Source organism: Vibrio sp. Y42_MX_L11 (assembly GCF_024181785.1).
Taxonomy (GTDB): Bacteria; Pseudomonadota; Gammaproteobacteria; order Enterobacterales; family Vibrionaceae; genus Vibrio; species Vibrio diabolicus.
The window spans coordinates 1-20,483 of record NZ_JAMZAP010000034.1 but is presented as its reverse complement, the minus strand read 5'-3'; the positions used below and the strand labels follow the sequence as shown (position 1 = coordinate 20,483).

Below are 20,483 nucleotides of genomic sequence, written 5' to 3'. Positions count from 1 at the left end.
CTTACTCAAGCAAATGAATAGAATATGAATGTTGAAATCATCATTGGTTCAAACAAGCTCTGTTTTAATGAATCCATCAAAGCAAACCGATGAGGATGTAACATGAAAAAGAATACAATTATCGCAACAATCGCCGCCTTAGTTATTGCTCCTTCTATCGCATTCGCGAAAGATCACGCTCAAAACCAATCAAACTTGCAGTTTAATGGTCCTGTCACTGTGGAAAAATTGGACGCCTTGCTAAACGACTCCAATATGTTTACTGAAAAAGATGTAGTCGTTGAAGGTAACTTATTACGTCAAGTTCGCGCGGATAAGTTTGTCTTTAGCGATGGTTCCGGTGAAGTCATGGTCGAACTGGATGACGATATCCGACTAAACTCTCCGATTGATCACACGACTAAAGTCCGTCTGTTTGGTGAATTTGAAGGCGGAAATAAGCCAGAAATTGAAGTCGAGCAACTGGTGATCATGTAAAACAACCCCGCTTGCTTTGGATATCAGCATGATGTGGTGAGCATTACAGCTAAATGGTGACGGCAAGCACTTAAAATGATAGCTTTATCAATCTTGGTCTGCTTTTTGCAGACCATTTTTTTGTTCATTTTAATCATCTTGCCCGGAGACACCATGCTAGGTAAAGCTCTAAAGGTTGCAGCCTTTGGTTTGTGCGCTGTTTTGCCACTTTCCGCACATGCAAATAATTTCAACTACAACACGATGGAATTTCGCATGGGCACTAGCCCTGGTACATTTGGTGGCGAGTTCAATACCTACTTTACGGAAAACACCCACTTCATTGCTCGCGCAGACAGTGAATTCAGCGGAGACTGGGACATTGCTGGTGGTATTGGCTTTAATGGCCCTGCGGGTCAATTTGCGGATATTTATGGCCAAATGTTGGTACACAACATTAAAGAAAACGGCAGTGATAAAGTGGGTGACGAGTGGCGCACTGAGGTGAATATTGGTACTCGTATTTGGTTCATGCAAAATGTTGAGCTACATGCCCGTATCGGTCAAATAATGGATAACGACGATTCCAATACCGTTTATAATTTTGGCGCAAGATTCCACTCTACTCAGCAACTATCACTTGGCGCGGATTTCAAAAATAATGGTGTCTATGGCCAACAAATTGTGATGTCTGCTCGTTTTGCATTTTAATTAAGTAACTAAGCAGTTGCATTAATAAGTGTGTGATTCAATAAAAATGGCCTCCGGTTTCGGAGGCCATTTTTGTTAAGTACCGATTGTTAGCAGGAACTAGTAACAAGGCTTTAATTTTTGCCGGATTTTTTAGGTTTATCTTGGACATACTTTTTCGATACATCCACAACGGCGATATCTCTAAAAAAGCTTCGACCAAGTAAAATTGGAAACTTCATATGCCCACGCTCAGCTAACGTAAACTCTGTCTTTTCTTTGTGGTCACCGACGGTAATATACGCTTTTACTACCGCTCGTTTATCCACCTCTTCTGACGATGACTGCTTGATTTTAGCCCAGCGCTCTACAGGTACTTTAAACTCTTTAGTTTCTTTATCGCCCAAGTCGATCTTAAACTGAACCCAATCTTTACCATCACGCTCAAACGGAACAATGTCTGTCGCGCTAATTGATGATGTTGTCGCCCCTGTATCAACCCTAGCTTTGAAGGTTTGATCAATTTCAGGAACGTAAACCCACTCTTCAGAACCAAGAATCAACATGCCGTCTGGTGTCTTTGTCACTTTGGCTGGTTTTGTCGGTTTTGGCTCGGGCTTTTTCTCAGGTTTTACTTCAGGCTTAGGCTCCACCTCAGGCGTTGGATCAACCTCTGGTTTCACTTCTGGCTCTACTTTGACAGGTTCTTCGACCTTCGGCGACTCAGGCTCAACAGGTTCCTGCGTCGTTTGAGTTGACGTACAAGCAATTAAACTGCCGCTCATCATAAGCGGCAGAATCAGTTTCCAGTTTTTCATCCACACTCCAATTAAGCTTGAGATACTTTCTTAATTGCGTCCGCTACGTATGGAATATGAGTTTCGGTAAGTCCAGCGATGTTAATTCGACCATCGCCAACACCATAAATGCCATAATCTTCACGCAGTTGCGCCATTTGGTTTTCACTAAAGCCTAGCACAGTAAACATGCCTTTGTGACCCTCAATGAAGTCAAATTGATCGGTATTATGGTTGTTTCTCAATTCGTTACACAAACTTTGACGAAGACTAACCAAACGATGTTGCATTTCACTCAACTCTTGCTTCCAAACGGAAGTCAGGTTGTCATCTTGAAGAATCGTCTTAACCAAAGCAGCTCCATGATCGGGTGGCATCGTGTAAGTAGAACGCGCTAACGTAAGTAACTTGCCTTTTGCGTTGGCCACGTCTTGCATGTTCTTACCAACGACAATCGCCGCACCTGTGCGCTCGCGATATAGGCCAAAGTTCTTCGAACATGATGTCGTAATTAACATCTCTTCAACGTTATCTGCCATGAAGCGAAGCCCTTTTGCGTCTTCCTCTAGGCCATCACCAAAGCCTTGGTAGGCAATATCAACAAATGGTGTGAAACCGTTCTTCTGTGACAATTCCGTAATGGCTTGCCAAGCAGAAAAATCGATATCTGCGCCTGTTGGGTTGTGACAACAACCATGCAGCAATACAACATCAGAAGGCCCTGCTTTCGCAAGATCATCCATCATTTTTGCTGTGTCTACTTGTTTCGTTTCTGGAGAAAAGTAATGGTAGAACTTAACTTTAAGACCTGCCGCTTCCATCACTGGTTTATGGTTTACGTAGCTAGGGTTTGAAATCCAAACCGTCGTATCTGGCTGTGCGACCTTCATTAGGTCACCTAACATACGCAGCGCACCACTTGCACCTGGCGTTTGAATGGCAGCAACACGATCCATTGCTGACGTTCCCGTCAGTAGCAGATCGATCATGCTTTTATTAAATTCTTCGCAACCCGCAAGACCAACGTAAGATTTGGTTTTTTGAGTTTCAACAACGACATCCTGCGCCATTTGAATGGCTTTCATGATCGGCGTTTCGCCTGCGCTGTTCTTATAGACGCCAATACCAAGGTCAACCTTGTTTGGACGGTCATCGTTACGGTATGCAACGGATAGAGATAAAATAGGATCTAATACGGGAGTTGGGAGATTAGAAAACATGAAAGTCATAACCCTTTGAAATTCAAGTACCGAACCTCACGTTAACACCATCGCAAAAAATGGCGAAATGATTTTTCACTTATTTCATCAATTAGAGAACAAAATTCTGGGTTACGATAAGTTTTGTGCGCTCTATCGGTTATAAAAAGAACGATTCACTCCTCAATATACCAATCCACTCTTCCGTTTTTCCTAAATTCTCTTGGCGTCATGCTCGACCACGCTTTAAAACGTGTACTAAAGTTGGCACTAGTTGGATATCCGACTATCTCTCCAATATGTTGAATCGGCCATTCTGTTGAACGAAGTAACCTAGCAGCGTATTCCATGCGCATACGTGTTAAATGTGCCATCGGGCTTCGACCAAACTGCTTTTGAGTCAGACGGTGCAAATGTGGCTCCGAACATGGATATAAAGCTGCCACTTGCTCGACACTCCAATCCTTATGGAGCTGACGCTGGACAAGATCGAATACGCGCCGAAGCCTCAATTGGCTGCGTGATATCGACTCTGAGGGCGGCATGTTTAACATCAGCTCTAACTGAGCCACGCTATGTGCACCAACCGCACCACCATAATCAATAGGAAGATTAATACTGCGTAACAACGTTTGGATACACGCATACATCACCTCAGGTGCAGATGTGAGCTGGTAACTAATATTACTCTCTATCATTGGCCATGCTCTATCAGGAGTAAGAAAAAGCCATGCGATCTGCCAGAGTTCCTCTTCCATACCAAAACCGTTTTCAACACCTGCTGGCACCGTGATCAACGAGCCAGGCTCCAAATCATATCGACACGCCCCACTTTCTAACCAACCTTTACCGCGCACGGTGTAAAGCAGCATGTGTTTTTTTTGGTTTTTACGATAAACAGAGAAGAAGTCACGACAGGTTGCAATTCCGCACTGCACAATGCCTCTCTCCTCCAATGCCAGTACTCGACTGTGATCAATAAACTCTTGATAGGTTTTTTCTGAAATCGCGTAGCGTTCTTGTTTATCTTCCATGATTTATTGGCTCACATATACACTAGTGGAGAGTTTTACAAAGGTTTTGGATGCCTTTGAAAAATACACCGCCAAATCATAGGGATAAACTACTCGCATTAATCTTTAAGGAGAAATGCGATGCTCTTAACACGCGAATACATCGATAAAGCATTTTGGCAAAAGCTGATTGCGATTGGCCTTCCTGTTTCACTTCAATCCATGCTTTTTGCGTTACTCGGCGTCGTGGATATTTTCATGGTGAGCCAACTCGGCGAATCCGCCACTGCAGCCGTTGGAGTCGGAAATCGCATTTTTTTCTTTAACCTTGCAGTCATTTTCGGTCTTTGCGGTGCAGTAACAGTGCTGGCTTCTCAATATTACGGTTCAGGGAACCTGTCAGGAATCCGCAGAACATTGGCGCAATCTTGGTTTATTTCCATTTTAGTGACGCTGCCGTTTATTGTTCTTTATGCGATTTTTGATAAAGAGATCGTCTCTTTCATGTCAGACGATCCTGAATACGTCACTTATGCGCGTGATTATCTTGTGATTACGGGCTTTAGCCTCATTGCAACCGCGATAGTGGTGCCGATAGAAGCGGTATTGCGCTCCGTAGGCCAAACCAAAATGGCAACCAACGTTAGTATCTCCGCGATTGTCGTGAACGTCGTGCTTAATTATGTTTTGATTTTCGGTTTATTCGGCTTCCCTCAATGGGGCGTATTTGGTGCAGCCGTTGGCAGCTTTGTTTCTCGATTTTTCCAAACGGCAGTGTTGATTTACTTTTTCTGTAAACGCTACGCATACCTTATTCCGACCAAGTTCGATTGGGCGCAAGGCCGTTTAAAGCAGTATCGTCAAAAATACTTTAAGGTTTCTCTACCCATGTTGGTCCATGATGCGCTCTGGACTGGTGGGCTGATCGTTTACAGCATCATCTATGGTCAATTGGGCGTTTCAGAACTTGCGATCATCTCATTCTTATCACCGATTGAAGGTGTACTGATTTCAACCTTTATGGGATTTGCGGTCGCTGCATCCGTTCTTCTTGGGAATGATATTGGCGCAAAACATTATGATCGGGTCGAGAAAACGGCGTGGTGGTATGTGTTAACCAGCGCAATCTTAGCCACCTTATTGTTTTTCCTAGTGTGGTTGAGCTCGCCTCTGATTCATCATCTATTGGTACTGAGCCCATTAACCGATGCAGAAATGGCACTCAACGTATGCTTAGTCATGGCGCTGGGTATGATTTTGAGAGTGTTTAACATGGTAGGGATTGGCGGCGTACTAAAGAGCGGCGCAGATATTCGCTACAGTATTTTCATTGATACGTTTGGTCAGTGGGCTATTGGTATTCCCCTTACCTATTACACTGGTATGGTACTCGGGTTGCCTTTGCATTTTGTCTTGATGTCTCTGCTAGCTGAAGAATTTGTGAAAGGCGTACTGACGACTTATCGTATCCAATCTAAACGTTGGATAAATAATATGGTCGAAGATGACCAAGCGGTGACAGCGTAACTGGAAATACACTAACGAACTCACACAAAAAAAGGGCTCACACGTTATGCACGTGTGAGCCCTTTTTATGTTTGGAGAATGCTTGATTAAATATCCGTAAAGCGATGAATGATTTGGTTTGAACTGCCACGCCATTCAAGATTGAGGTCTTTCTTGTCTTGTTCAAACTTACCATCAATCAAAACGTCGATGTATTGCACTACTTCTCTTTGTGCGTCATCCAGTTCAGCCAGCGTGTAGCCTGTCCAAACCCAGATGTCTTTACCGGGACACTCTTCTCTCACCCTTTTCACGATCTTTAAAATATGAGGCACATTAGCAGGATGAAGCGGATCTCCGCCCGACAACGACAAACCGCGACGTTTAATGCGCGTGTCATTTAAGTCATTGATGATCTTGTCTTCCGCTTCTTGCGTGAACAACACTCCCGAATCCAAGCGTTGCGTCGACTGGTTATAACAGCCACGACACTGATGTACACAGCCCGACACAAACAATGTGCAACGCGTACCCGGTCCGTTAACAACGTCAATTGGATAATATTGGTGGTAGTTCATAATGCGTCTCTTTGTTATCGCGAAAAAGAAAATCAACCTAAAGCAGGTTGATTTTCAAAGTGTTGAATCGAGTGGTAATTAACCTTATAGGTGTTTCACTCGACGTTTAACTTCTTCTTGTTTGCCGAAGTTAAACGGACGTGCGTCTGGGCTGCCCAAGTAGCCACATACGCGACGTGTCACCGATACTTTGGTTGAATCGTGGTTGCCACAACTCGGGCAAGTAAAGCCTTTGCTTGTACATTCAAACTCGCCGGTGTAACCACATTCGTAACACTCATCAATCGGAGTGTTGGTTCCGTAGTAAGGAACGCGGGTGTAACTGTAGTCCCACACGTTTTCTAGCGCTTCTACGTTACGTTGCATGTTCGGGAATTCACCGTAACAGATGAAGCCACCGCTTGAGATTTCTGGGTAAGGCATCTCGAAGTCGATCTTGTCGTAAGGGTTAACCTTCTTCTCAACATCCAAGTGGAAGCTGTTGGTGTAGTAACCTTTGTCTGTTACGCCTTCAATCAAACCAAACTCTTTGGTGTCGATGCGGCAGAAACGACTACATAGGTTTTCACTTGGTGTTGCGTACAAGCTAAAGCCATAGCCAGTTTCGTCAGCCCATTGATTCACCGCATCTTTTAGATGTTTGATGATCGCGACCGCTTTTTCACGCAATACGGCATCATCGTAAACGTGCGCTTCAGTACCAAACAACGCGTTGATAGTTTCATGCACGCCAATGTAGCCTAGAGAAATTGATGCACGGCCGTTTTTGAAGATTTCTGCAATCGAATCGTCTGCTTTCAAGCGCACACCACATGCACCTTCCATATATAGAATTGGTGCAACGCGCGCTTTTACGTTCTCTAGACGAGAAATACGTGTTTCTAGTGCTTTACGAGCAAGACGTAGACGATCATCAAGCAGTTCATAGAACTTCGCTTCGCTGCCTTTTGCGCGAAGCGCGATACGTGGCAAGTTCAAGCTAACTACACCAAGGTTGTTACGACCTTCATGGATAAGTTCGCCATTCTCTTCGTAAGTACCTAGGAAGCTACGACAACCCATCGGTGTTTTGAATGAACCCGTTACTTCCACGACTTTGTCGTAGTTAAGAATGTCTGGGTACATACGTTTTGAAGCACACTCAAGTGCAAGCTTCTTAATGTCGTAGTTTGGATCTTCTGATTTGTGGTTTAAGCCATCTTTGATGCCGAATACAAGTTTAGGGAATACCGCTGTTTTACGGTTCTTACCTAGACCTGCAATACGGTTTTTCAAAATCGATTGCTGAATAAGACGAGACGCCCAGCTTGTACCAAGACCAAAACCAAACGTTACGAATGGGGTTTGCCCGTTATGTAATATATACATCTATTCTCCCTAATATTTTAAACACACTACAAACTTGACTCCTTATATGTCAGTAACTTAAGGTATTAACAATACAAGAAATGAGGTTTGATACGCTCTCATGAAATTAAAGAACATCAGGTATGAAACACGTAAGCAGGTTACCGTCGTTAATTCACGCGTAATCGAAACAACTTCTCATCATCTCTTCAGAGTTGACGATGACACTGAAATTGAGGAGTTCAGAGTCTACGAAGAGGAGATAGTCCGTCTAGCAGACACCACTAATAGAAAAAAGAACTTAAGTGCTAACTCAATCAATACGTACCGAATGCATGTGATTAAATTCATAGATTATCTCCATGAGGCTGGAGTTATGGGTTCTGATACTGCCCTCATACTGCATCGTGCACATAAGTTCGTTATGAGCTACCCAGCGTACATCCAAAAAGAATTGCCTCACAACGCTACTCATGAGATTGAGACGATAAGAGAGCTTATGGAGGGCTACCGCCCAAAACTTGGAAATAATTCAATTAACGTGCATTTAAATGCAATTGAGCGCTATATCAAGATCTCCGAGCGTCATGGTAGATCAGCGCATACCAGACTCTGCCGTGCTATGGGAGTTTCACCATCAGAGTCCGAATATCAACCACTGTTTGAGCAGGTTTGGAATTCCACCGAGATAACTCAGGCACAAAAATTATATTGGCAGAATCATACCGCTATTGGGGCAATTCTGGGTGCGCACAATATACGTGGAGAAACGAATCAAGTATTTTCACGCCGTCCTTCCGATGATTCACCAGTTCGAGATAAGGTCGCCATAACACAGGAACAGATTGAACAGTTCCTCAATCAGGAATCCCTGTCAGATCGTGACCGTACCCTATTCGCTCTACTATTCGCGAGTGGGTTAAGAATCAGCGAGGCACTGCTGTTGCAGTTGGGACATATTGATTTCACACAGCGTAGGATTTTCCTGCCCCCAAATATATCAAAACGAGGTCTAACTTCTGAGGAGAATAAATTGTGCTCAGCTTGGAAAGGTCGCAAAACCCGACACCATGAGGTGAACCTGTTTGGTGTGGCAGAGGAAATATTTTGGAAGTCACTCGATAAACTTCTGTTGACCATGACCACGGACTATAGTCACGATTTTTTGTTCACGTTTGACAATGGCAAGAACAAGGGGCGACCATTTCTCCTAACTCAGCGTGCCGATGAAAAGCGTGGCCACACAAATATCGTTACACGTTTCAAAAAAGCGCTAAGGGAGGTAGGTATCTCTGAGGATTTACTTCATGGGCCACATTTTGCTCGGCATGCACTAGTTTTCTACCTGCATTACGAGTGCCCTCGCTTAACTGAGGGTGGAGAGTTGCTATTTGGTTATAAAGCGGAGGACGTCAGTCGTCTGATAGGACATGTCAGTTTCACAAGTACCGTAAATTACAAACGAGATAACTCAGAGAAGCTGAGTCAGGAGCATAAGTTATCTCGTGATATCACACGCCTAAACCTAACTGATCAACAAGCCATTCTATTGAAAGAAAAAAATAAACACCTAGCTGAAGCTAGAAGGATCGAAGGTATGTTAATGAGACTCGAGGCGCACAAACAATGATCTTTAACACTACTAACACCCTTTATTACCCTTCTGGTAAAGGCGATGCTGATACGCGTTGCACTGAAATTGCAATACAGCTAAAGGCGCAGGTCTCAGCATTCTTTTCTAGCGTAGGTGTTGACAAAAAGTTCTCTGTTCCAGAGATGGACGTGTTGAATCGTGGTTCAAACATTAGCTTAGGCAAGGCTGACGTACGATGTGTCATATGTGAAATAGCAGAAAATATCTCGGATACAAAAACACTGCTTACTATCGCATCTCAAGCAGCTAGTGCTTCCAACTTTGCCACCAGAAAGAGCAATGCAAGAAGACCTAACCATAAAGGTTATCATGGAGCGGTGAAGTTCATTAGGCAAACAGAGGAATTATTTGCTTCAGTAGGTATTAAGCCCGAGCAGATCAGTAAAAATGTTTACCAAACGGTAATCCTTTATTCCAGATTAATCCTGATCAAGTTGTGGAGAGAGGGATTGGTGGTATTACCAGTCACTGCCGACCTTGAACTAGGTTCAAACAAGTTTGAAGAGTTTGCTCAATTCAAATCAACTGGGCACCCCTCCAGACCTCCCATGTTTGGAGCGTCTGACTCGTACTGTAAGTCTCTGCAAAGTGAGTTTACACAACTAATTTGCGACATTCAGAATGCGCCACCATTAGAAGTACTCATCATAGAGCGTGACGGTGGGCAATGTTACGATAAAATGTCCAGTATCATCTATTGCAGCACTCTACATTCACCTGAAGACGTTAGCGTAAGCTCTTACGATGACGTAACTAAACTACTCTGTCTGTATGATATGTATGACATAAAGCGACCTGCTGATGCCATGCTGCTCAAAGAGCTGTCAAATGAAGTTGTTCCATTTAAGGCTCTGAAAAGCAGGCTAAAAGAGTTCAAGTTATATGCGACCAAACAAGGCTATCATAAAAAAGATACATTATCTGGTCACACACGCGCTTTAACCGTTGCCTACAAATCTGAGCTTCTTCAACTTCAAGCAGGCGGTAATTTCAATTATCAAGAGGTTGTGTATGAGCAAGACGAGGAATCTCTTTTCATGTTCTTCGCTGATAATGAATTCGCAGCCACACAAGAATTTTACAAGCGCGGTTTGATTGAAAGGCCCGACTTTTCTAGCTGGGATGACTATAAAGATAGCCACCTTAGCTCTCTTTCAAAAGCCGCTTTCTCCAACGCTCAGTGGGGCTGGAATGTAATTTACCAGTACTTGGGTTATGTATCTTGCTGGTGCGAATTATTCCCTGAGCAAGCAGAAACCGAGAATATTTATACTCCGACGAAGTTTAAAGAGTTGGATAGAGAAACATTTGTCATTCGCTCACATTCTAATCAAGATATAGATACAGATCAGTGGCCTCGTACTCTCGGTGAGTTTTTGCTGCGCAAGTCCGTTTCAGTTGCTACATGGGTAAAAGCAGCTCTGAACTCTGTTGAAAATAATTATGCCTTTAACACAGAACATGTTAGCTCAACAGGCAAAACTCTATTGCCACACGAGTTCACCAACGCATGGCATAAATCTGAACGAGGGATAAAGCTCGGCACACTGAGCGAGTCTGTAAAAAAGGTATTTACACGAGATGAATACGCAGTCGTTTTGCAGGTCGCCTACGCTCTAGAAAAGTACGGTGCATACCTGCAAGAGCGGGTACTAGAAGGTTATGATTATGAACTGCTCGGTTTTAGGCCTGCTACTTCATACCATACTGATAACCAATACAGACTGATTGAAATAGGCGCAAAAATCGCAACTCCTGTTGGAATATTGAAATATCAACTACATAACTCTCCACTAAACGGTGATGTAGTTGAGAACAAGCCAATTGCTAATGTATTCCACTGGGCAGTACCGTTGGAACATTACCATGACGTGATACGTGTGGGAGAAAACAATAGCAAAGCATTTAAACGAGCAATTTACTCTCATGATTGTGCAGGGTTTTCTCCAATAGTTTGGTACGTCGATGATGAACTCAAGCACTCCTATGTTCGAATGGATAAACCTTCGAAGATCATTGAGAACCCATTCTCGATGACTAATTTTGGAACCATAGAGACGAAGGTTACACAGTTAGTTGCCCCATTGCTTGGGCCAATCAGGGGCATTATCGTCGCACTTGAACAGGGAATACGGCACAAACATATCCGCTACCTAGACAAACGTTATTTTGATCAGTTTGTAGAGGCGGGAAATGTGGACGGTATCGTTCAACTATTAGTCAGCACTGATAAAAGTCTACGTAAGCCATGGAAAGCGAGTTCTCACATCGACGTCATAACGATGCTCCGAGCAGAAAGGGACTTCCAAAATTTGAGATCAGATGTTGACCACCTCATTCCTTATAATGATACGGGTCTAGAAATCGATGTCCTATTTCGCAACGCATCAGGACAGCCGTTTTCAGAAACAGTGTGGGCTGATATTTGGAAGATATTCCTAGGCATTTCACAGAGTGTTATCAATTATTCTTTCAATGATGTGATAGAAGAATGTGAGTTTGTAAAAATGGTGCCTTTATCAGCTAAGGACTCTATGACATCACAGACAGCAGAGAGAATAATCACAGCTGATAGTGAGTTCGTTCTACGAGCTAGGGTTTCAGGCAAGAATCAAAAACTTGGGTTTGATGCTGAGGGGCATCGCGTAAAGTTATTGGCGCTACTATCTCCCCACTCGACTCGAACCACCTACGTCAGTCACAGAGTTGGCTACATACCCGTAGAGACTGTGAGTAAGAATATCGGTCACATGAAAGTGACTACAACCATCTATTACAACAAAGAGACAGAGGAAGATCGAGCGCGCAAGGTCGGAGAATACCGCAGAGCTAACCTGATGTTAGTACGTGGTAACAAAAGAACTGATGAAATCACACCTATGCACACCAATGATGTTTCACAGGCTCAAGTTAAGGAATCGTTCAAACAACGTCCCAACGAAACAATGTGTATTTACGGTTTCACATCGATTCCAATTATCACTGTTGACGATGAGGGTAATGAAATCATTAATCCCACTGGTATGGATCTTGTTGCCTCCACCCCTATATCCATGATCGCATTTTCATCAACCCATATCTGTGTGCACAACATGGAATGCCCTTCAGAAATTATTGCTGAAAATGGTGGTTATCAGCGATGCGGTGTTTGTCGAATTAAAATCTGTCATATAGATAACTTGATTTCTATTTCACGCATGGTTCAGCGACTAGAGTTGGATTTGAAGAGTAACGTAACGTCCCTAATTAACCTAAACCGAAATAAGATTGGTGATGAGACTGTGCAGAAAGTTGAAGTCGCCCAACTCAAACGCGAACAATCTGTTTTGCAGAGTGAACTATTGGGTTGGCAAGCAGCTCTGCGTATTGTTGAACAAACGAGGATAAGGTTGTTGAACAAGAAGAATGCTAATAAATTTGTTGTTCCTGCACCACGCCTGCTATCAGAAACAATATCATGTGAGACGTTCAAAATGTCTTTGCCTGAGTTGTTACTCAACCACATGACTAGTGTGAGTGACGTACCTTCACTGAATAGCCCTGAAATTCAAAAAACTGTAGCCAGAATTGAGAGGAAAATCTTAAACGATTCTAAGAACGCTAGTGATGACATCATGAGGGAGGTTGAAGCCTGTTTCGTAAATGATTCTTTAGACCCTCGACATATCATGTCCCCGATCATGAGCATGTTAGACGCGAATATTATTACTAAACAGCAAATTCTGGAGGTGATTGAGAGTGACTTATCGGGTACTCCACCTCTAACGAGAAGCCCTTTACAAAACAATGTAATAAAGGCGTTATCTAATGGTTAAGAATAAAAGGGCAGAATCCCTTAACGGGCGAATCGAGTTGGTTACTAAAACTCTAGATACATACATCGCAACTCCTAGCCTCAAGGCAGGTATTTCGAATATGGATCAGTTGGCAAAAAAATTGGAACGGGATACAGGGATTGGTTATTCCACTCTACTTAAAAGCGAGAACAAGGGGGGATACTACCGAGGATACCTTGAGACTGCCTTGTTAAAAATTGCGCCCAGTACAAGCAAACTGGACTCCTTAGCTCAACCTCAACCTAAAAACTGGGTACATCTAAAGGCTAGGTATGAGTCAAGAATTGGGCTTCTCAACGACGAGATAAAGAAGCTGCAAATTAACCTAAAACAGGCTGAACTTGCAATTTCTGATGCATCTAACTCACAACTGACACTGCACGATGCAACTGAGTTTAGACAAGCTGACATTAATGTCGAGAAACTATGCCGAGCGCTTGCTCGAATTCTTGATCACGAGGATGTGGGGTTAGACCTGATGCCAGATGGGCGTATTGAGTATTTTGGTGAAACCCTAGTGAGTTCTGAACAGGCTCAGCCATACCTAGCATGGCTGGAGCGCACTACACCCGCTCCACTGAAGGAATAGAGATAAACATGGGAATAGAACCTGTTAAATTGACACCTGAGCAGGAAAGCCTGCGGGGTACTGCCAAATCTGCTTTATATGTCGAATGCTATAAGCAGGTTATTAGTCAGATGCGCCAAAAGGGGATCAAGTTTCCGCGAGACGAACGTGGCACGAATGAACTAGGAATCAATGCTAGTGAATTGGCTAGATGGTGCGCGTTCAAGGATCGTGCAACACTGTACAAAAACTCGCTGATTAAGGAAGCACTTCCGAAAGATATACGCAACATTGGGGTTGAGAACTCTCAACCAAGATCAATAACGTACAAAAAGCGTGACGAATTAGTTGCGAGTCAGGCTAGCGATATAAACGAACAGGGTGCTCTAATCGTGACTCTCAATGCTCGAATACAAACACTGGAGCAACAGTTGAAAGAGAAAGAGGCAAAGATCCATAGGTTGGAGCTGACCTTGGCCGCCTCAGAGCGATCTGTTGACGAACATATGAGGAATCACGCAGATCAGGTCAAGAATTCTATCCTAAGCGGAGGAAGAACATTTGATCGAGTTTAGATTGCTAGTTACAAGTGTGCGTAACTTACTAAATGCCTACATTGTTTATGGCAATTGCACTAAAAGAAACAAACGATTGTCTGTTTTCATTAGGAAAGAGCACACTTACAAGGAGCCATGTGTAGCTGAGGTGTGGGTGTTTTCATGTGCAAGCCAAAAAGCGCTGATTAATTATCGCCCACAATATTCCGCAACGTCAGGTCGGTTAGTTTTAGACGCGTTTAATGATATCGAGAGTGATCTTAGGCTTTACGAGCGTGCATTACGTCAGTATGAGTTGCCGACCCTTACTAAAAAGCTATTCTTCACGCATCCAGAATTCCGAGGTATCGGGTGTGGAGAGTCTCGTATTAGTAAAGCTATCGAAAGAGCTGGCTCGGCAAGGCAATTCCTGAATGTACTAAGGAACGGCAATCTACCTGCCCTAGTCGATGCATTTGACAGCACTGAACGTGGGCTGGCGTTTCTAACAGCCTATCAGACGGTGCAGGCTGAATTTGAGTCTATTAAATTCATTGAAAAAGCTGGTTATGACAGACGCACTGCCCATAGACTGATGAGGTTATTGGGTCGCTCCGCAAAAAGTTTGTTAACCAGCAATCCTTATGCACCTCTCCGCATGGGAAGTCGCTTTAACAATGCATGGGGCGTTGCTGAACGACTAAGAAAGACGAACGAGATGAGTATTCCTGACGACTCTCCTGTCAGGTTGATTGGCGCAATTGACTACGTGGTGTATCGCGCACTCAAGCAAAATCACACGGCTATCAGTGAAGAAAAGTTTAGGGTGGCACTGTCATCGTTGATTGGTGAAAATTTGGTTGATGTTGCCATTGATACGGGTCTTTCGCTAATTGCCCTGTGCAGAACGAGTAGAGGTGACTATCAGGGTGTCGGCCTAGCGAACCTTGAGAGTATCGTCGAGAAATCAATGGCAACAAAAATAGTGTCTTCTAAGGACGCTAAGTCATCCAATGGACGAATCATCACCTTGATAAATGAGTTTGATGAATACTCATTTAAAATGAACGGGTTCAATCTTACCGAAGAACAGAAAAAGCTCGCCTTCAACGCGTTGACCAATGACCTTTCAATCGCTCAAGGGGAAGGAGGTACTGGTAAAAGTACCGCTATGGCATGTGTTAAGTACGTCTGTAACCGCCTAGACCGACCAGCATATTTTGTAGCGGTTGCGGGTATAGCAAAAAAACGCGTCAATGACGAGCTTGAACGAATGTGTGTCATGCGAAAGTCATACACTAGCCTATTCGGTGATGGAGAAGACGAGATCTGTTGTTACACTGTCCGAGGACTAATTCGTCAAGTCGAACTCACCGTTGAAAGTCCCAATATCAAGAATGCGATACAACTAAACGACAACCCGCTGATTGTGTTTGACGAATCCTCAATGCTTGATCTATCACTAGTAGTGGAGTTTCTATCACTATTTGACAAACATTCCACAAAATACAGCATTTCAATGGTAGGAGACATTGCTCAAATCGCTCCTGTTGGCTTTGGTGTGGTTTGGCAGCACCTCGTAAGCCTAGGAAAACTAAAACCTGATACAGTGCCGTACAGCGAACTTAGAAGTGTCCACAGACAGGGAGCAGGCAATCCGATTAGAGATGTGGCGACGCTAGTACGAAACGTCGGCCACAGTATGAAAGCTGAGTGGGATGACAGAACATGTGGATTTTCAAACGACCCACTGAGTGCCCTAACCGACCTGAGTTCATTTTCTGGTCAAGCTGGCGTCTACTACCTACAAGTTAATGATTCTCAGATAATTTCAAATGCGTATTCACTATCCAAAAAGTTGGGATTAGATAGATCACAGGTAATTACACCTTATTCCAATGCAGATAACCCCCTATCTACCATCAGCATTAACGACCACTTCATAACAAATGAACGAAACTGTAGTGGTTCTGAACCTTTATGGGGTTTTGCCAAGGGGGAGCGTGTTATTGTCACAAAGAACTTTGCACCACTTGACCTGTACAACGGTGATATGGCAATTGTCACTGGTATTATCTACGAGCAAGAAGAGGCAGGTGAAGACATACAAAAGAAATTAGTCTGCAAGTTTGCTGAAAAGACAGTCTATATCGATGAAAGTACATGTTTTGATACCGGGTTAGTACATTCTTACGGTATCACAATTCATAAAACTCAAGGCTCAGAGTTTGCCTACACTATCGTTCTCTTGCCTAGGTCTACCTCCACATCATTTGTGGAGAACAGCATGATTTATACTGCACTAACACGCTCAAAAACTGCCTCCATTTTTATTGGAGATATGAGAACATTAACAAAGGCAATCAACAGCAAACCCGCATACATGAGAATTTGTTCGGGGTTCAACCTTGACGCTGAGCTATCACAGTATGTTTCGTCAGCCGCATAGTTAGACACATGTGATGACAGCCCCGCGGGGATAAGGGCGGAAAGAAAATCACGGGGTTCGCTCCTCTGAAATCCGCCCGAGACCCAGCGAAGCTGGTTACAGAGTATAACTGGCAGTGATACGCGCTTGCGCCTCCTGCTAAGCCCTAACATATCTAGAAACGCGCACTACTGTTAATACGTTAGTTATGTGACGACGTTTTAGTACGGCCCACTGAACTAGTAATCGGCTATTACGCCCTAAAACGTGTATACACAAAAAGAGCCAACTGGTTCGCACCTCTGTGGCTTACAATTTTACCATCATCTGGATTTATCAGGGTGTAGTCTGGCACTTTGTAAATCACGGTTTAATCAGATCTAAAAGAATGTTCTAACTGAGTTATGCCCCAAAACGTGTTAGCAACAGGTAAGAAATCCTTACCTGTTGCCCCATCTTTGCCCGTTTCTTTGTTAGGGCTATTTAGTGTATTGACACTGACTCACACCTAATTCAATATGTATCGAGTTGTGTATATTGGCTATATGTTATGGAATTTATTGAAAATAGGCTCACAATTAACGAGGAGCTTACTAATGAGATGTGGGAAAGCGTACTGGAATTACTGAAAGATCATGAGGGCATAAATGTCGTTGTTGATAATGCAAGAATTCTTAGTTCCAAACTGACTTTATGTGAATCAATGAGTTCTATATCACTCAATAACTGTTTATTTCTCCAACGTACTGAAATTATTGGGACAGACAAGATTATCGATTTTACGATGAACAACTGTAAAAGAGATTTCTTATTTGGAGGCATAACATTAAATAATTTATATTGCAGCTACTTCACATTCATTGAGGATAAAGAAGATAAAGAAGATAAAGAAGATTATGATTTAATAAATCACATATCACCTGTTATTGAAAAGTGTTATTTCTATGTGTGTAAAATTAAATCTTTCGAAATGCCAATATTTGAGTTTGTTGCATTTTCAGAAAAATTGATGTTGATATCATTATCACCAGATAAAGATGAAACGGTAACTTTTAATAAATGTGTTTTTTTTGACTATTTAAAAATCACCTTATCAGATTTTTTTGGTTTAACATTTAATATTTATAACTGCAAAACAAAATCCCAAAATGAAAGTGTTACTAAATCTACTAATGTTTCAGTTGTTAGAGAAACAACCATAAATTATCTAAATTTTAAAAATTCAGAATTAGATGGAATGAATTTTTACTTTTATAACATTCCAGTTAATAATGTAGATATAATCAAGTCAAATGTAGGGATACTTGAGTTGTATTCAGGAAATGAAGATGAATGTAGCCCAATATATAATTTAAACATTAAACAATCAAGTGTTAAAAAACTACAGTTGAATAATAGGCATATAGTTCATCCTTTTAGTTTTATTGGAAGTAGCTTTGAGTTTCCACCTGAATTTTTCGGTTCAAATATACCTCATGGCAGTTCTTTCCCACAAAAAGATGGCTTCATAAATCGCAATGGGGATAAAGATGCTTCTTATTACAGGACAATTAGATTTTTCCTCGAATCACAACGTAACAGAGATCTTGAAGGTATGTTTTTCTCTCTAGAACAAGAGAGTATTCTAAATAAAAATAAGGGGTACAAAAAGTATTTAACTATTTCTTATCTATATTCGATTTTGAGTGATTATGGGACTAGTTATACCCGACCTCTATATATTCTATCTTTCACTACAATACTTTTTACACTTATATATTCGCTAATAGCCTCACCAAAACTCTCATTCTACTTACCAATTGATTGGGAGTTAATTTTAAATTCACTTATTTTTTCTGTAAAACAGGCACTTCAACCATTCTCGTCATTAAAAGATATGTCTCCTATTTTAAATAAAGATGCACCATTAAATGGTATATTTGTGTTTTTAGGTATTATTAATAGCATTATTTCAATTGGATGTATAACATTAGCTGGTTTAGCCATTAGATGGAAGTTTAAAAGAGGATAATACTAGAATATCTTAAGTTATGAGGAGGGAAACTTGTTATAAGTTTGGCGGGCTCCACAACATGTCTAGTTTGCTTCACCTAACATTAAAGAACTGATTTTAGAAAATAAAGGCGCATCATAACGAAAAAGAAGTATTTTTAATTGCCTAACAGACGTTATATGTAAAGGAAGTTTATGAACCAGTCTATTACAAATCCATACTTGTCAGGGGATGAGAAGCTATCAAGAGAATACCGTGAAATACTATATTCTTGTTTGGAGATATTAGATCGTTATGCAACCCCTACGCAAATTCGAAAGTTAAAGAAAGATTTGCAATTAGAAGAATCAACATTTAATGAAGCTAAGTTCTTACAAGCAGCTTGTGAAACATCTGTCGCAGCATCGATCGCTTCTTCTTTTCCTCAAACTTTTGTCTATGAACCTAAGCTAAATCCACCATCAGATGTAGATTGTTCGTTTAGCTATAATGGCTTTAAATTTAATATAGAGGTTAAATGTCCAGATTTTTCTAAGGCGCATGCTCAAAAAGAGCGAAATGTTTTTAACATTGGAGCATTTGGAAGAATGCCCGAATTTAAAGACACTGCCGAAATGTTATCTAATATTTTTGAAAGTATGGGCAATGCTTTTGAGATACAACCTCATATGGATAATAAACTGAAAGACTATCTATTATCTGCCCAAAAAAAATTTTCCAATGAGATAAACCCAAAAGAGTTGAACGTACTATTGGTTTGTTGCGATACGGCAATGGACATGCAGAAGTGGTTTCATTATATGTATGGTATGCAAGGCTTGTTTACTCCTGACTCTTTTCACAATCCTCTAGAGTATGAACGAGTTGACGCGGTAATGCTTACCAATCTATATCATAGGCATTATTCATATAAAGATAAGTTAAAAATCAAGGATCATTGGTCTCTTGGGAAAGCGTTTAACCTTATTTTCAAAAATCGTAGCCTTCAAAAAGGTAAGGATGATGCAATTTGGGCACTTGTTGATATAATCCCCAACTTTTCACGTGAGATAGTAGATTACTTACCAAGCCTTCAAGATATAGATAAAAATTTTGCAATTCCAATGTTTGTAGGAAGTAAATTAACTGAAACTAAGCAGTATTATTTTGAGCCCAAAATATAACAGAGTTTAAGTATTCAACTTACCTTTACTAATCTTAGTTCGGCGGGCTAGAACTGAAACTCTAGCTCGTTTCTGTCCAGAGACGTGCCTGTGTGCTCATCGCTAGCACGTCTATGCCCCTAAATGAGTTTCAGCCACTCAAATTCGGGATTAGATTTGCTAGGATCATGTGAATAACTCTACCTTCAATTATTTTGAGTGCCTGTTTTGTCTTGCTGATGTTCTTCTAAAGCATTGAAGATGACACAGAGTGATTCATGGCATCTTTCGCAGAGGTCATTGAAGTGGTTTCTAAGTGAACCAAAGTCCTTGATAGCATCTAGTCTGATTTTCTCAGCGGTTTGTCCTGAAATATGTCCCTTGAGGACGCTTCTCAGATTATGAGCATCATGCCAAGGAGTAAGGACGCTACGAGCATGTTCTGCATCAAAACCACACCCCAAGAGGCACCATTCAACTAGTTTCAATTCTCTATCTTTATCCGGTGGATTTTGACCAAGCGTCTTCGCTTTAGCTTTCAATTGTTTCTTGACTAAACCTTCGACTAATACCTGATCCAACCTTAAAATCTCCTCTTTCCACTCATCGACAGACTTTGAACCGTCATTCCGCAGCCAATTTCAGAATTAAAACAATGTGATCCAGTGATCGTTTACAAATGTTAGTGCGACAGACCTCTTGACCGCGATCCCCAGTTTTGATCTATTACTGTTATTTAA

The 20,483-nt window shown here is 41.9% G+C and carries 15 protein-coding genes and 1 pseudogene; 10 read left to right on the top strand and 6 right to left on the bottom strand.

All coding sequences use genetic code 11. From position 1 onward, the window contains the following. Positions 1 to 102 precede the first annotated feature (102 nt). Positions 103 to 477: a YgiW/YdeI family stress tolerance OB fold protein gene (locus tag NL643_RS22040; RefSeq protein WP_012842261.1), complete on the top strand. Its 375-nt coding sequence runs from the start codon at positions 103 to 105 to the stop codon at positions 475 to 477. Between the two features lie 153 nt (positions 478 to 630). After that, complete coding sequence (locus NL643_RS22035) at positions 631 to 1,167, top strand: hypothetical protein (protein ID WP_005394515.1); 537 nt, start codon at positions 631 to 633, stop codon at positions 1,165 to 1,167. Positions 1,168 to 1,280: 113 nt separating this feature from the next. Here the strand turns inward: NL643_RS22035 and NL643_RS22030 are convergent, their stop codons facing one another. The 3 genes from NL643_RS22030 to NL643_RS22020 form a co-directional block, all read right to left on the bottom strand. Beyond that, complete coding sequence (locus NL643_RS22030) at positions 1,281 to 1,964, bottom strand: ATP-dependent zinc protease (RefSeq protein ID WP_054867620.1); 684 nt, start codon at positions 1,962 to 1,964, stop codon at positions 1,281 to 1,283. 11 nt (positions 1,965 to 1,975) lie between these two features. Then, positions 1,976 to 3,163, bottom strand: a complete 1,188-nt coding sequence (locus NL643_RS22025) for an amino acid aminotransferase (protein WP_048625063.1) — start codon at positions 3,161 to 3,163, stop codon at positions 1,976 to 1,978. Positions 3,164 to 3,318: 155 nt separating this feature from the next. Beyond that, on the bottom strand, positions 3,319 to 4,176 hold the full coding sequence (locus NL643_RS22020; RefSeq protein WP_109170291.1) for an AraC family transcriptional regulator: 858 nt from the start codon (positions 4,174 to 4,176) through the stop codon (positions 3,319 to 3,321). 120 nt (positions 4,177 to 4,296) lie between these two features. On the opposite strand from NL643_RS22020, the gene NL643_RS22015 reads away from it, so the two are divergent. Continuing rightward, entirely contained in the window at positions 4,297 to 5,682 is a 1,386-nt protein-coding gene (locus NL643_RS22015) for an MATE family efflux transporter (RefSeq protein ID WP_253645192.1), read from the top strand. A gap of 86 nt (positions 5,683 to 5,768) precedes the next feature. Here NL643_RS22015 and nrdG read toward each other — a convergent pair whose 3' ends face one another. Continuing rightward, positions 5,769 to 6,239 (bottom strand): anaerobic ribonucleoside-triphosphate reductase-activating protein, encoded by a 471-nt coding sequence (gene nrdG, locus NL643_RS22010; protein WP_005394529.1) that lies wholly within the window; start codon positions 6,237 to 6,239, stop codon positions 5,769 to 5,771. An 84-nt stretch (positions 6,240 to 6,323) separates the two neighbouring features. After that, positions 6,324 to 7,598: pseudogene (gene nrdD, locus NL643_RS22005) on the bottom strand (anaerobic ribonucleoside-triphosphate reductase); the annotation flags it as partial. 109 nt (positions 7,599 to 7,707) lie between these two features. On the opposite strand from nrdD, the gene NL643_RS22000 reads away from it, so the two are divergent. The 7 genes from NL643_RS22000 to NL643_RS21970 all read left to right on the top strand — a co-directional run bounded on the left by NL643_RS22000 (position 7,708) and on the right by NL643_RS21970 (position 19,764). Beyond that, on the top strand, positions 7,708 to 9,216 hold the full coding sequence (locus NL643_RS22000; RefSeq protein WP_253645191.1) for a tyrosine-type recombinase/integrase: 1,509 nt from the start codon (positions 7,708 to 7,710) through the stop codon (positions 9,214 to 9,216). After that, on the top strand, positions 9,213 to 13,055 hold the full coding sequence (locus tag NL643_RS21995; RefSeq protein ID WP_025626566.1) for a hypothetical protein: 3,843 nt from the start codon (positions 9,213 to 9,215) through the stop codon (positions 13,053 to 13,055). The genes NL643_RS22000 and NL643_RS21995 overlap by 4 nt, the downstream gene beginning before the upstream one ends. Next, positions 13,048 to 13,665 (top strand): hypothetical protein, encoded by a 618-nt coding sequence (locus tag NL643_RS21990; RefSeq protein WP_025626564.1) that lies wholly within the window; start codon positions 13,048 to 13,050, stop codon positions 13,663 to 13,665. Before NL643_RS21995 ends, NL643_RS21990 begins: the two co-directional genes overlap by 8 nt. Positions 13,666 to 13,673: 8 nt before the next feature. After that, the gene (locus NL643_RS21985) at positions 13,674 to 14,219 is read left to right on the top strand and encodes a hypothetical protein (protein ID WP_025626562.1); all 546 of its coding nucleotides are present in this window, start codon (positions 13,674 to 13,676) and stop codon (positions 14,217 to 14,219) included. Positions 14,220 to 14,355: 136 nt separating this feature from the next. Then, entirely contained in the window at positions 14,356 to 16,629 is a 2,274-nt protein-coding gene (locus tag NL643_RS21980) for an AAA family ATPase (RefSeq protein WP_253645190.1), read from the top strand. 529 nt (positions 16,630 to 17,158) lie between these two features. Continuing rightward, the gene (locus NL643_RS21975) at positions 17,159 to 18,619 is read left to right on the top strand and encodes a hypothetical protein (RefSeq protein ID WP_253645189.1); all 1,461 of its coding nucleotides are present in this window, start codon (positions 17,159 to 17,161) and stop codon (positions 18,617 to 18,619) included. A gap of 176 nt (positions 18,620 to 18,795) precedes the next feature. After that, positions 18,796 to 19,764, top strand: coding sequence for a hypothetical protein (locus tag NL643_RS21970; RefSeq protein WP_049879536.1), 969 nt, complete (start codon positions 18,796 to 18,798; stop codon positions 19,762 to 19,764). Positions 19,765 to 19,949: 185 nt separating this feature from the next. On the opposite strand, the gene NL643_RS21965 is transcribed toward NL643_RS21970, so the two are convergent. Then, on the bottom strand, positions 19,950 to 20,324 hold the full coding sequence (locus NL643_RS21965) for a hypothetical protein (RefSeq protein WP_253645188.1): 375 nt from the start codon (positions 20,322 to 20,324) through the stop codon (positions 19,950 to 19,952). Positions 20,325 to 20,483 lie beyond the last annotated feature (159 nt).